We start from the raw sequence: 12,013 nt of genomic DNA, 5'->3' as shown, positions 1-12,013 counted from the left end.
GAGCCGGGACGGCGGCTCAGGAGCGGGTGAAGTACCACTCGTGGTTGTTGAGCTTCTCCGGTGCACACGGCCAGACGATCAGGTCACGCGTCTGGTCATCCGGCCCGTACGAGTCCAGGCAAGTGTTGTTGCTGGCGAAGTTGCGGATCCAGAACCGGCCGTCGGACTGCTTGTCCAGCCACCACAGCTGGTTGTCGGCGGTCGTGCCGTTGCACGGGAACTCCGTCACCTTGGTGGCGTTGCCGGCGGCCCCGTAGCCGGGCAGGTCGAGGCACATGCCGTCCATGACGTTGCGGATCTGGAACAGGGGAGCTCCGCCCGGACCCTTGCTGTCGTACCTCTTCTCCACGTTCCACAGCTGGTTGTCGTCCGTGTTGCTGTTGCAGGCCGACTGGTGGATCGGTCCGTCGGGGTTGCCGCTGGTGAAGCCGGGGACGTCGACGCAGGTGCCGTTGGTGTTGTTCTTGATCAGCACCCGGGTCATGACGGACGGCAGATTGCTGGGGGTCTTCTTCCCCACGGAGGTGCGCTTCTTCTCCTTCTCCGTGGCCGTGGCCGTGGGGCTGGGCGGCGAGGTGACCGCGGCCCTCTCCTTCGCCGGGGAGGGGGACTTCGACTCCTTGTCCTTCTCCTTCTTCTCGGCCTTGCTCTTCTTGGGCGACGGCGACTCGGCCACGAACTCGCCCGCCCGCCCTCCGTCGTCGTCCAGCACGGTGTCGGCGGAGTTGGAGGTGGCCACCTTCTTGCTGTCGTCGTCGTCCTTGCCGGTGGCCATGACGAGCAGCGGCACGGCGACGAGGATGGCGCCCGCCATGGCGGCGCCGGCGAGGAGAGGCTTCTTGGGGCGGCCGGAGAGATCGGCGTCCGCGTCGGGGGAGTCGCCGCCGGGGCCGGTGGCGGTGGCGACGGCGGTGGCGGTGGCCGCCGAGGCGCCACCGGACCGGCCGTCACCGGATCCGGCGGCGGCCGCACCGCTGCCCAGGAGCGCCCTCCGGGCGCGGCTGCCCCCGTCCGACTGCGCGCGGGCCGCCGACTTCTCGGCGCTCGCCGATTCGGCCTTGCCGCCCTCCTCCGTGTTCGCCGGGGCGGAGGGCGGGGCGGTGGGGCGGGCGGACGGCTTCCTGCCGGTGAGCTGTTCTTCGATGCTCGCCGCGTCGGGCGCGGTGGCCTCTTCGCCCGCGGCTTTTGTGCCCGCGGCCTTCGTGCCGAGGGCCTTCTCGCCGGTGGCGGACGCCTCGTCGTCGGCGGCCGATTCCCCGGCGGCGGCGGTTTCGCCGGTGGCGGACGTGGCGGCCTTGTCGCCGGACGCCGATGAGGAACCGCGTGGCGAGATCGGCTCCGGCTCGGGCGACGCGAAGAACGCCTCGGCCGACTTGCCGCTCGGCGTGTTGCCGTCACCGGCCCGCTGCTGATCGGACATGGACTTCTCCTCGGGGCCACGGACACGGGTCCCGTGGCGATGGGGGTGTTGACGGGGGATCGATAAGCCTGGGTGGCCGTGGTCAGCGGCCCTGCTCCGGCGTCGGACGGCGGGCCGGCTCATGGCCCGCCACCGGCGCCATCGGGCCCGCCGCGCGCAGATGCCGGGCCAGCCGCGCCGGGTCGGCGCCGTCCCGGCCGGACAGCTCGCGGGCGAGCGAGGCGTGCAGCAGCTGCCTGGAGGACGGGGTGAGCGCGCTCAGCACGACCTCCCGCGCCAGTTCGGGGAAGCGGTAGCGACCCGTGTCACACTCGTCCGGGTCCGCGTCCCAGACCAGGACACGGGCGGTGACGGCGGCGTCGACCAGGGGCAGCAGCCGGTCCCTCGACATGCCCTGGACATCGGCGAGCAGCCCGATGTCCAGGTGCGCGCCGTCGGCGGCCGCGTAGCCGAGCATCGTCCTGGCCGGTGCGGTCAGCTCGGCGAGCCGTGCCTGGACGACGCTGCGTACGGCGGCCGGCACTCGCGCCGCGGGGCCCATGCGCCGCTCCGGCGGCAGCTTCAGCAACTCCCCGAGGGCGAAGGGATTGCCCTCGGCGCGCCGGTGCAGCGCCGCGGCCTCCTCGGCCGAGGCGGGCTCGCCGCGGGCGGCCAGCAGTTCGGCCACCTCCGCAACGGACAGCGGCTCCAGGTGCAGCCGGGTGGCGCCGTGGCGGGCCAGTTCGGCGAGCAGCCCGCTGGCCGCGGGGTCGTCGGCGTTCCGCAGGGCGCACACCACGGCGACGGGGGCGTCCCGCAGCACGGCGGTGAGCCGGCGCAGCAGGTCGTGGAAGTCCGGTGGCGCCCAGTCGAGGTCGTCGACGACGCACAGCGCGGGCCCTCGGGTGAGTTCCCGTACGAGCGCGGCGAGCCGGTCCTCGTCCCGGCGGGCCCCGGTGGTGTTCCCGGGGCGGGCGCCGGTGCCGCTGCCGGGCCGATCGCGACGCAGCGCGTCCAGGAGCTGGGTGGCGGGGCACACCAGGGAGATGCCGTGGCTCTCGCTGAGCGCCTGGCCGCCGCTGGCCCGCGCCACGGTGAACCCGGCCTCCTCGGCCACGGCGGACATCTCCTCCAGCAGCCGTGTCTTGCCGGACCCCGGCTCGCCCGAGACGACGGCCCACTGGGTGCGCCCCGAGGCCGCGGCCCGCAGCAGGGCGGCGAGCTGTGCCGTCTCCTCGGCCCTGCCCACCAACGGCGCCGCGACGGAGGCGGTCCTGGCGGGGGAGAGGGTGAGCGCGGGGCCGGTCGGATGGGGCTCGCCGAGGACCTGGGTGTCGTGGCGCAGGATGGCGGTGTGCAGATCGGAAAGACCGGGGCTGGGGTCCAGGCCGAGCTCCTGGGCCAGGAACGTGCGGAACCGCTCGTACTGCCGGAGCGCCTCGACGGAGCGTCCCGCCCCGTACAGCGCGCGCATCAGCAGCGCCCATGAGGCCTCGCGGAGCGGGGCGCTGACGGTGAGGCCTTCGGCCACGCCGATCGCGCTTTCCAGGTCGCCCTGCTTGATGAGGATCGTGGCCCGCAGCTCGGTGGCGTCCTGGCGGGCGGTGTTGAGCCGGGCCGTCTCGCGCGCCGCGAAGGCGTGTTCGGCGGTCTCGCCCAGGGCCTCACCGCGCCACAGGCCGAGCGCTTCGTCTATCTCGTTGCGGGCGAGGTCCAGTTGGCCGCGGCGCATGGCCTGCCGGGCCCGGGCCACGGACATCTCGAAGCGCGTGGTGTCGCGCGCCTCGTCGGGCACCTTCAGGGCGTAGCCGGTTGGGCCGTTGACCAGGAGGGTGGAGCGGCCGCGCCGCACGGGCTCCAGCACCGAGCGCAGTCTGCTGATGTGTGCGCGTACGGAGGAGACGGCCCCGGTCGGCTGGGACCCCTGCCACAGGTCCTGGCAGAGCTGTGCCAGGGAGACGGGCCGGCCGTCCTCGATGAGCAGACGGATCAGCAGCACCCGGCGCTGCCGCGGCCCCAGGGCCAGCGCTGTGCCGTCCCGTACCACCTCGACCGGGCCCAGCAGGCTGTACCACGTGGAGTGATCGTGCACCGAGTTCCTTCCCTGTCAGCACGCGTGGGGGTTCTCCCACGGCCTGCGCGGCAGGGTCCGTGGGAAGGGGCTGCCGTGCGGGATGAGTGGTCCGGCAGGGACCGGAAAGCCCTCTTGGTGTCGCCACCACGGGGCGCAGGCGACAAGCCCGGATACTCCGAACGCGACGCTATAGAGACCGCTTTGAGTGGGTCCAGGGGTGCCGGGGCAGCGTGTCTGGGCCTTTCGGGCAACGGCTGCGTCCGTCGGGGCGCGCGGGCCGAGCCGTGGCGGGTCTCCTGGATCGGAGCGGTCACCGGGGCGCCCGGCGGCCGCCGGCGGTCCCCGCCCGGCCGATCCTGCCTGGGCGTTCATGTCCGCGCAGCGATTTTTCGAGGATTTTCCTTAGCGTTTTCGTTGTATGGGTTGCCGGTGATATCGGAACGATAAGGGATGATTTCGACGCACAGCCGCTCAGGACGGCTCACGTATGATCAGATCCGGAGCCGCACAATCCGTTTCGACGGTGGACAAAGGGAGAACATTGCGCGCCTCTTTAGAGCCGCCGAATCCACAGTCGGCGACAAGGGAATCCAGGCGCAGGATTTCCGTCGTGATCCACGCGCAGGACCCGATCTCCCGGGAAGGGGCGCTCGGCCAGCTGCGCCGGCACCCCGAGGTCGCCCTCCTCGACGAGCCGGACGCCAAAGCGGGAGATGTGGCGGTGCTGCTCGCGGACTCGGTCGACGAGGCCACGCTCTCCAGCCTGCGCAGGCTCATCCACGACGCCGGGCTGCGCGCGGTCCTGGTCGCGAGCCTGATCCGCCGCGCCGAGCTGCTCGATGTGATCGAGTGCGGCGTCGGGGCCATCGTCTGGCGGCGCGAGGCCACCGGAGACCGCCTGTTCCAGGCGGTCCTCGCGGCCTCCCGCGGCGACGGTGACCTCCCCACCGACCTGATCGGCCAGCTCGTCAGCCAGGTCGGCGCGCTGCGGCCCGGAGCGGTCGGCCGCCCCGGGTTGCCGCTCGGCCTGACACCACGTGAGACCGATGTCCTGCGGCTGGTCGCGGAGGGGATGGGCACCGGCGAGATCGCCGTCAAACTCGCCTACTCCGAACGGACCGTGAAGAACGTCATCCAAGGCCTGACGGCCCGCCTGGGCCTGCGCAACCGCGCCCACGCCGTGGCCTACGCCCTGCGTGAGGGATACATCTCCTGACACCTCCCTCGCGCTGCTCGCCGCCGGGGAAGTGAGCACCGGGGCCGTCAGACCAGCGCCTCGTGGACGAAGCACCACCGCCACTTCTCGCCCGGCTCCATCGGCTCCATGATCGGGTGTTCCTCGGCGGAGGCGTGGGCGCGGGCGTGCCTGAGCGGTGAGGAGTCGCAGCAGCCGACGTGTCCGCAGGTCAGACAGAGCCGTAGATGCACCCAGGGGGTTCCCAGACGCAGACACTCCTCGCAGCCCTCGGGGGTGCGCGGGGTGACATCGCGGATCATCGACAGATGCGGGTCCGGCGTGGTGGGCATGTCGTTCACCCCTTCCCTCACTCCTGATCGTAGGTGACGACCGGTGATCCAGAGGCCGGCCGGGCCCCGGGAGAGATCCCGTCCGAGGGAGCCGGTCCTCAGCGTCGGTCCCGTTCGCGCAGGAAGTCCGCCAGCCCCTCCAGCAGCCGGTCCACATCTCCGGCGTCGTTGTACGGGGCGAGGCCCACGCGCAGCCCGCCGGTGTCGCCGAGCCCCAGCCGTCGGGAGGCCTCCAGGGCGTAGAAGGAGCCGGACGGCGCGTCGACGCCGCGGGCGGCCAGATAGTGGTAGGCGTCGACGGTGCTGCGGCCCTCGAGGGTGAGCAGCAGGGTAGGGGTGCGGTCGGCCGCGCGGGAGTGGACGGTGACCCCCTCCAGGCCGGCCAGCCCGGCTTCGATCCGCGCCCGCAGCGAGTCCTCGTACTCCTCCAGCGTGGTGAGCGCGCGGACCAGCCGCTCCCGGCGCGGGCCGTCCCGCTGCGGGCCGAGAGCGGCCAGGAAGTCGACGGCGGCCCGGGTGCCGGCCAGCAGCTCGTACGGCAGGGTGCCGAGCTCGAAGCGCTCGGGGACGGCGTCCGTGGAGGGCAGCAGCTTGTCCGGGCGCAGCGTCTCCAGCAGCTCGGGGCGGGCGGCGAGGACGCCGTGGTGGGGGCCGAGGAACTTGTAGGGGGAGCAGGCGAAGAAGTCCGCGCCCAGCCGCCCGACGTCGACGGGGCAGTGGGCGGTGTAGTGGACCCCGTCGACGTACAGCAGGGCCCCGGCGTCGTGCGTCAGCCGGGCGATCTCGGTGATGTCGGGGCGGGTGCCCAGCAGGTTGGAGGCGGCGGTCACCGCGACGAGGCGGGTGCGGTCGCCGAGTAGGACGCCGATGGCCTCGGGGGACAGCTCGGCGGTGCCGGGGTCGAAGTCGGCCCAGCGGACCGTGGCACCGGCCGCCGCCGCGGCCTGCACCCAGGGGCGGATGTTGGAGTCGTGGTCGAGCCGGGTCACGACGATCTCGTCGCCGGGCCGCCAGGTCTTGGCGAGGGTGCGGGAGAAATCGTAGGCGAGCTGGGTGGCGCTGCGGCCGAAGACGACGCCCGACGGGTCGGCGCCCAGCAGGTCGGCCAGCGCCCGGCGGGCGGCGGTCACGGTTGCGTCGGCGTTGCGCTCGCCGGGTGTGCGGGTGCCGCGGTTGGACAGCGGGTCGGCCAGGGCGTCGGAGATGGCCTCGATGACAGGCAGCGGTGTCTGGGTGCCGCCGGGGCCGTCGAAGTGGGCGGAGCCGGCCTTCAGGGCGGGGAACTGCCGACGGACGGCCGCGATGTCGTAGTCGATCATGGTTTCTTCCTCCGGTCGAACCAGACGGTGGCCAGCGTGGGCACCAGCCCCGCCCAGAAGAGGATCCGCGGCACGGTGCGCTCCGTCCACGGCATCTGCGAGATCAGCAGGGCGCAGAGCATCGCCAGGGCCGCCTGGGCGAGTACGACGCGGGCCCAGCGGCCGCGGCGCACCAGGGACCACACGTTCAGCTGGACGCCGGTGCGCAGCCTGCGGTAGCGGCGCCAGGCGCCGAAGCCCCAGATCGCCGCGATCACCACCAGCACCCACAGCCGGTTGCCCAGCGGCACCGGCAGCTCCCGCGCCGCCTCGCCGTCCTCGGGGAACAGGTCGACCATGACGCCCGCGGCCGCCACACAGATCAGCGCCAGCCAGCGGATGCCGCGCAGCAGCCGGTAGGTGGCCCGGTCGAGGTCGTGGCGCAGCGCGGCGTTGTCCGGGGCGGCGGCGAGAGCGTCGGCGTACACCGTCGCGGCCTGCTCGGCCGTGGTGCCCGGCTTGTGCGCCTCCTGCATGCTCACCAGATACAGGGCCTGGTTGTTGGTGGGGTCCAGGCGGAGCACCTGGCGCAGCGCCCACTTGTAGGTCTCGGTCTCGTCCGCGGCACCGGCTGCCCGCCACAGCGCCTGGTAGGCGTCCACGCTCTCCGGGTCCAGCCGCACCGCCTCCTTGGCCAGGCCCAGGGCCTCGACGCGGCGGGTCGGGTAGTACATCAGGAACTCGGCGAGCAGTGCGTGCGCGAAGCTGTTCTGCGGATCGACGCGCAGCGCCTGGCGCAGCGCGTCCTCCGCCCTGCGCCAGCGCTCCGGCTGCTCCAGGTGGTCCGCGCGGCGCAGCGCCTGGGCGTAGACGCACAGCGCGCCGATGTCCTCGGGGGCGCGCTTCAGCGCTTCGCCGAGCGAGGTGAGCGCCTGCTCCACCCGGCCCGCCGCCACCTGGCAGCGGCCGAGCCGCACCCAGGCGCGGACGTCGTCGGGGTCCTCGGCCAGGCGGCGGCCCAGCAGGGCCTGGGCCTCGTCGTACCGCTTGAGCTCGATCAGCGCGTCGGCCCGTTCGAGCGCCGGGTGCGGGGTCACAGCTTCCGCCTCTTTTTCAGATACGCGAGCAGATCGTCGTACATCCCGCCCTCGTTGGCGAACATGGCCACGTTGCGGGCGGCCGCGAACCACGGCTCGGTGGAGGGGACCACCGACTTCGCGGCGTTGAGCAGGTCCTTCATGCCGATCATGCGCACGGTGCCGGTGCGCGCCGAGTCGAGCAGCGCCGTCTCGGCCGCGGCCTCGCACACATGGGCCAGATCGGCGCCCGAGAGGCCGTCGGTGGCCTTGGCGAGCTTGCCCAGGTCGATGTTTTCGATGGGGCGGTCGCGCAGGTGGTAGCGGAGGATCGCCTCACGCGCGGGGGCGTCGGGGGGCAGCACCAGGAGGGTGCGGTCCAAGCGGCCCGGCCGGCGCAGCGCTGTGTCCACGTCCCACGGGAGGTTGGTGGCGGCGAGCACGAACACGCCGTCGTTGGCGGGGGCGTCGATGCCGTCCAGCTCGGTCAGCAGCTGGTTGACCGTGTTGCGCATGCCACTGTTCTGGGTGCGGCTGCGCTTGCCGCCGAGGGCGTCCAGCTCGTCGAGGAAGACCACACAGGGGGCCTGGCGGCGGGCGGTGGCGAACACCTCGTGCATATTGCGCTCGGAGTTGCCGATCCACATGTCGAGGACATCGTTGATCGACACCGACAGGAACCCGGCGCCGAGCTCCCCGGCCACGGCGCGGGCGATGAAGGTCTTGCCGCAGCCGGGCGGGCCGTACAGCAGCAGCCCGCCGCGCAGGCTCTTGCCGTACAGCTTGCGCAGCTCGGGGTTGCGCATGGGGGCGAGGAAGGCCGCTTCCAGGCGTTCCTTGACCTCCCGCATACCGCCGACGTCCGCCAGCCGCACCGTGCCGGGCCCGGCCACCTCCCAGGCGGAGGCGTCCTGGGGGTCCCCGCTGCCGTCGACGGTGAGCGGGGTTTCGACGAACCGGGGCGGTACCGCGTCGCCGACCTGGTCCTCGGCGGCCCGCCAGTCGAAGCCGCCGCGGGGCGTGGCGGCCGGTGGCCGCGCGGCGGGCGCCTCGGTGGCGGGCGCCTCCGTGGCGGGCGGCGCGCTCTGCCGGGGTTGCGCGGGCGCCCCCATGGCGCGGGCCATCAGCTCCCGTGCCTGCGGATCGCCGGGCGCGTGCTGGAGCGCGACGGCGACTTCCGCGATGGCCGCGTCGTGCCGGCCCGCGGTGAGCAGGAGTTCGGCGAGGTGCAGCCGCAGCGGTACGTCGCCGGGCGCCGCCGCGACGGCCGCGCGCAGGCTCTGGATCAGGGGCGAGTCGTCCGACATGGCGCACACTCTAGGAGGTGGGCCACGGAGATGATCAGCCTCCCCCCGAAGTGCGTGGCCCCCGGTGTGCGCGGTCGGTTACGCGTCCGATTCGTCGGGACAGCGGGCGATCACGACGATGGCCGCGTCGTCGTCCACATGCCCGCCGGTGTGCCGGAGCATGTCGTCCTGGAGATAGCGCGTCAGTGACTGCGGGTCGTCGCCCGTCCAGGCCGCGACGCGGTCGACGAGCGGGTAGAAGACACCGGCGGCGTCCCGCGCCTCGATCAGACCGTCGGTGTAGAGCAGCAGCAGGTCGCCGTCTTCGAAGTCGAAGGTTTCGGTCTTGTAGTCGCTCGCACACGTCGTGGTCAGCCCCAGCGGCAGCGCGGGCTCGCCGACCTCCAGCGTGCGTACCTTCCCGCCCCGCAGCAGCAGCGGAGGGGGGTGCCCGCAGTTCACCATCGCGGCGAGGGGGCGGTCGTCGTAGACGTCCAGCGCGAGAGCGGTCACGAATGACTCGTGAGGGTCGGGGCCGGCCTTGCCGCCGTGGTCCCAGTTCCAGCGCATCGCATTGCCCAGGTGCGCGGCCAGGGCGGTCAGCGGGAGGTCTCGGTAGGCGGACCCGCGGAAGGCGCCGATCAGCATCGCCGCGTCCCCGACGGCGGCCAGGCCCTTGCCGCGTACATCGCCGATGATCAGGCGGGCCGCGCCCTTGGTGACCACGGCCGCGTACAGATCCCCGCCGATCTGCGCCTCCTCCTCGGCCGAGAGGTACGCGGAGGCGATCCGCAGCACTCCCATCCGGTCGGGCAGCGGCCGCAGCAGGACCTCCTGGGCCGCCACGGCCACCGAACGCACCTGGGTGAGCTTGCGCTGGTGCCGGTCGGCCGCGAACCGGAAGGCCGTCAGCAGGATGGAGATCAACAGGAGGGTGCCGACCTGCGCCTGGTGGTTCGCGGTCATCAGACCGCCGTGCAGCTGGGCGATGGACACCTGGGCCGCGACGGCGAGGGCTCCAATCAGGCCGACGGCCGCGGGGCCCGCGAACGAGGCAGTGATCGCGGGCGCGGCGATCAGGAACGGCCCCAGATGGATGGACGCGGGTGCCTGCAGGTCGATCAGGGTGATCGACAGGATGATCGCGAGCGGAATGGCGAGCAGCCCCCGGCTCCACCGCCGTGAACCGGCCGGATGAGCAGGACCGTGCCGAACGCGCATATCTCCTGCTTACACCCGTTCCCGCCACGGTGCCCGACCGCTGGGGGCGGCTATACGGCGGCGCAGGTCCTGCGTACGTAGCCGTCGCTGTCCGGCGTGGACACCTCCACATCACGGCGGACGATGGCGACCCCTGACTGCTGCCGGCCGGCACAGGCGGCCTCGAGCGCGGAGTCCTCGTACTCGATCATGATGACCTTCGAGAAGGCCTCGGTGTAGCCGCCGCACTCGGGGGGACGCTGCTGCCCGCACTCCTCCGCGATGGCGAAGTCCAGGCCCAGCTTCTCGCGGTGCGAGGCGAGCTCCAGGGTGTTCTTCTGGCCGATCGCCAGGTGCGCGGCGTGTGCGCGGTCGGCCAGCAGCTTGATGAACGCCATCGCGTCGTCTTCGGTGAGCAGATCCTGGGAGCGGGTGTAGCTGTCGTAGTTGTCCGGCTCGACGGCCTGGAAGCCGTCCTCGGCGCAGCCGTCGATCCAGCCCCCGACCGTGTCCGCGATCCGCTCCCGCTTGTCCTCGGTGCCGATGTCGAGAAGGGCCTCATCCCAGTCCTCGTCGATCACCACATCGCCGTTCGCGTCCCTGAGCAGCAGATCGGAGTCCCAGTCGCCTTCGGCGTCCGGCTGCGCCTGGAAGGCGTTGACGTAACAGATGTTGTACAGGCCCGGTGCGGGCGGGGCCTCACGGTCCCTGCTGACGATCTCCACACCGGAGGGCGGGGCGTACGGCTCGCTGATCTGGTAGTCGAAGTTCGCTCCGTCGGTCGGCGGGAGCGTGACACCGTCGGGCGGGGCGGCGCGGTCGGCATCGGTGGAGGCGGTGGCCCTCGGGGCCTTGGTCGTCTTCTTCGTCCGTGGGGTGTCCTCCGGCCCCGCGTGTGCGATTCCGATCACGGTGAAGAGGGCGACGATGCCGATCAGGGACACCAGCACCGCGCCTGTCAGTGGCCGACGGGGCGAGAGGGAGCTGCGTAGAGACATGTGCTTTCCCATATGGTGGACGCTGACCCCGCCTCGGACCTTCGATCCTGGCGACCAGTGCCGGGCTGGTGATGGGGGACATCCGTTACCGGCTGGGTGCGTCGCTCTCGGCGCCGTGCTCCTGGGAGACTTCGGCGTACTGAATGTAATGATCGAGCTGAACGAGCGTCAAGTGGGGTTTCGCGAGGGCACCGGGCACCCTCCCTCCGCAGGGACGGAAGACCAGGTCCGATAGGGTGCGGGCCATGTCTTGGCACCACGATTCCCTGCACACCCTCCGGCGTCGGCGGCCCGTTGCGACAGCGCCCCGCCGGAGCAAGAAGACCCTGATCGCGGCCGTCGGCATCGGAATGGCCCTGGCGCTGAGCGGGTGCAACGACGACAACGGCGGGACCAAGGACGGGGCCGACGGGGCCAAGGACGAGGGTGCCCGCGCCACCCAGCCGAAGTCGCCGTCGGCGGGGTCTTCGGCGTCGTCGGGGTCCTCCTCCGCCCCGGCGAGCCCGGCGGCCGACAAACCGCTGGTCGCGGGGTGGCAGACGCAGACCCGGGATGAACACCACTTCCGCTACGACGTGCCGGCCAAGGCCGAGAAGTGGAAGGTCTTCAACCCGGACGTCTCCCTCTCCTACAACGACGAGAATGGCAAGCCGATCGTCGTGATGACCGGCGCCGCCAACTACCGCCAGGGCGGTTGTGCGTCGAGCCCCAACCCCAAGGCGTTCGGCGAGGCGGGCAAGGGCCAGCTCGCCACGGTCGGCACCACCGGCGGAGGCACGGACGGCAGCCTGCAGGAAAATGCCCGGAACTGGGCGGGCAACTGGGGCTTTGTCGCCTACGGCGGCAAGGACAACAAGCCCAAGATCGAGGTCAGCCAGGCCAAGCCGTGGAAGCGCAACGGCATCGAGGGCTACACCGCGACCGCCAAGGTCACGGTCGTCAACCGCCCGAGCTCCTGTGTCCCGCCGAGGGCCATCGTGCACAGCATCGCGCAGAAGCTCCCCGACGGCACCATGCACGGCTGGGTCATCTACGCGGACCAGGGCGTGCCGCACGCCCTGACGTCGGCCGAGATCGACAAGATCATGAACACCGTCCGGCCGACGGACGGCTGAACACCCGCGCCTGGCGGACACCGGGCGGTTCCGGGTCTCC

10 protein-coding genes are annotated in these 12,013 nt (G+C 72.2%); 2 read left to right on the top strand and 8 right to left on the bottom strand.

From position 1 onward, the window contains the following. Positions 1 to 16: 16 nt before the first annotated feature. Positions 17 to 1,420 (bottom strand): RICIN domain-containing protein, encoded by a 1,404-nt coding sequence (locus ACFZDL_RS10045; protein WP_353590059.1) that lies wholly within the window; start codon positions 1,418 to 1,420, stop codon positions 17 to 19. Between the two features lie 82 nt (positions 1,421 to 1,502). After that, complete coding sequence (locus ACFZDL_RS10040) at positions 1,503 to 3,491, bottom strand: BREX system ATP-binding domain-containing protein (RefSeq protein ID WP_353590058.1); 1,989 nt, start codon at positions 3,489 to 3,491, stop codon at positions 1,503 to 1,505. A gap of 592 nt (positions 3,492 to 4,083) precedes the next feature. On the opposite strand from ACFZDL_RS10040, the gene ACFZDL_RS10035 reads away from it, so the two are divergent. Continuing rightward, positions 4,084 to 4,689, top strand: a complete 606-nt coding sequence (locus ACFZDL_RS10035; RefSeq protein WP_391190826.1) for a LuxR C-terminal-related transcriptional regulator — start codon at positions 4,084 to 4,086, stop codon at positions 4,687 to 4,689. Between the two features lie 47 nt (positions 4,690 to 4,736). On the opposite strand, the gene ACFZDL_RS10030 is transcribed toward ACFZDL_RS10035, so the two are convergent. The 6 genes from ACFZDL_RS10030 to ACFZDL_RS10005 all read right to left on the bottom strand — a co-directional run bounded on the left by ACFZDL_RS10030 (position 4,737) and on the right by ACFZDL_RS10005 (position 10,858). After that, positions 4,737 to 5,000, bottom strand: coding sequence for a UBP-type zinc finger domain-containing protein (locus ACFZDL_RS10030; protein WP_353590056.1), 264 nt, complete (start codon positions 4,998 to 5,000; stop codon positions 4,737 to 4,739). A 98-nt stretch (positions 5,001 to 5,098) separates the two neighbouring features. Next, a complete protein-coding gene (locus ACFZDL_RS10025; protein ID WP_353590105.1) occupies positions 5,099 to 6,316 on the bottom strand; it encodes a cysteine desulfurase-like protein in 1,218 nt (405 codons plus the stop codon). Further along, complete coding sequence (locus tag ACFZDL_RS10020; RefSeq protein ID WP_353590055.1) at positions 6,316 to 7,395, bottom strand: tetratricopeptide repeat protein; 1,080 nt, start codon at positions 7,393 to 7,395, stop codon at positions 6,316 to 6,318. Before ACFZDL_RS10020 ends, ACFZDL_RS10025 begins: the two co-directional genes overlap by 1 nt. Beyond that, a complete protein-coding gene (locus ACFZDL_RS10015) occupies positions 7,392 to 8,681 on the bottom strand; it encodes an ATP-binding protein (protein ID WP_353590054.1) in 1,290 nt (429 codons plus the stop codon). The genes ACFZDL_RS10020 and ACFZDL_RS10015 overlap by 4 nt, the downstream gene beginning before the upstream one ends. A 78-nt stretch (positions 8,682 to 8,759) precedes the next feature. Next, complete coding sequence (locus ACFZDL_RS10010) at positions 8,760 to 9,881, bottom strand: PP2C family protein-serine/threonine phosphatase (protein WP_353590053.1); 1,122 nt, start codon at positions 9,879 to 9,881, stop codon at positions 8,760 to 8,762. Between the two features lie 50 nt (positions 9,882 to 9,931). Continuing rightward, entirely contained in the window at positions 9,932 to 10,858 is a 927-nt protein-coding gene (locus ACFZDL_RS10005; protein ID WP_353590052.1) for an endo alpha-1,4 polygalactosaminidase, read from the bottom strand. A gap of 245 nt (positions 10,859 to 11,103) precedes the next feature. Between ACFZDL_RS10005 and ACFZDL_RS10000 the strand changes: the two genes are divergently transcribed. Beyond that, entirely contained in the window at positions 11,104 to 11,973 is an 870-nt protein-coding gene (locus ACFZDL_RS10000) for a hypothetical protein (protein WP_353590051.1), read from the top strand. The last annotated feature ends 40 nt before the right edge of the window (positions 11,974 to 12,013 follow it).

It is taken from the genome of Streptomyces sp. NPDC007917 (assembly GCF_042959105.1).
Lineage (GTDB): Bacteria > Actinomycetota > Actinomycetes > Streptomycetales > Streptomycetaceae > Streptomyces.
Note: the sequence above shows the minus strand (reverse complement) of the source record. Positions and strands in the feature narration are given on the sequence as shown.

Bases quoted from the DNA above. Each gene is read 5' to 3' on its own strand.
- ACFZDL_RS10045 (WP_353590059.1), bottom strand. From the start codon at position 1,420: ATGTCCGATCAGCAGCGGGCCGGTGACGGCAACACGCCGAGCGGCAAG.
- ACFZDL_RS10030 (WP_353590056.1), bottom strand. From the start codon at position 5,000: ATGCCCACCACGCCGGACCCGCATCTGTCGATGATCCGCGATGTCACC.
- ACFZDL_RS10015 (WP_353590054.1), bottom strand. From the start codon at position 8,681: ATGTCGGACGACTCGCCCCTGATCCAGAGCCTGCGCGCGGCCGTCGCG.
- ACFZDL_RS10010 (WP_353590053.1), bottom strand. From the start codon at position 9,881: ATGCGCGTTCGGCACGGTCCTGCTCATCCGGCCGGTTCACGGCGGTGG.
- ACFZDL_RS10005 (WP_353590052.1), bottom strand. From the start codon at position 10,858: ATGTCTCTACGCAGCTCCCTCTCGCCCCGTCGGCCACTGACAGGCGCG.
- ACFZDL_RS10000 (WP_353590051.1), top strand. From the start codon at position 11,104: ATGTCTTGGCACCACGATTCCCTGCACACCCTCCGGCGTCGGCGGCCC.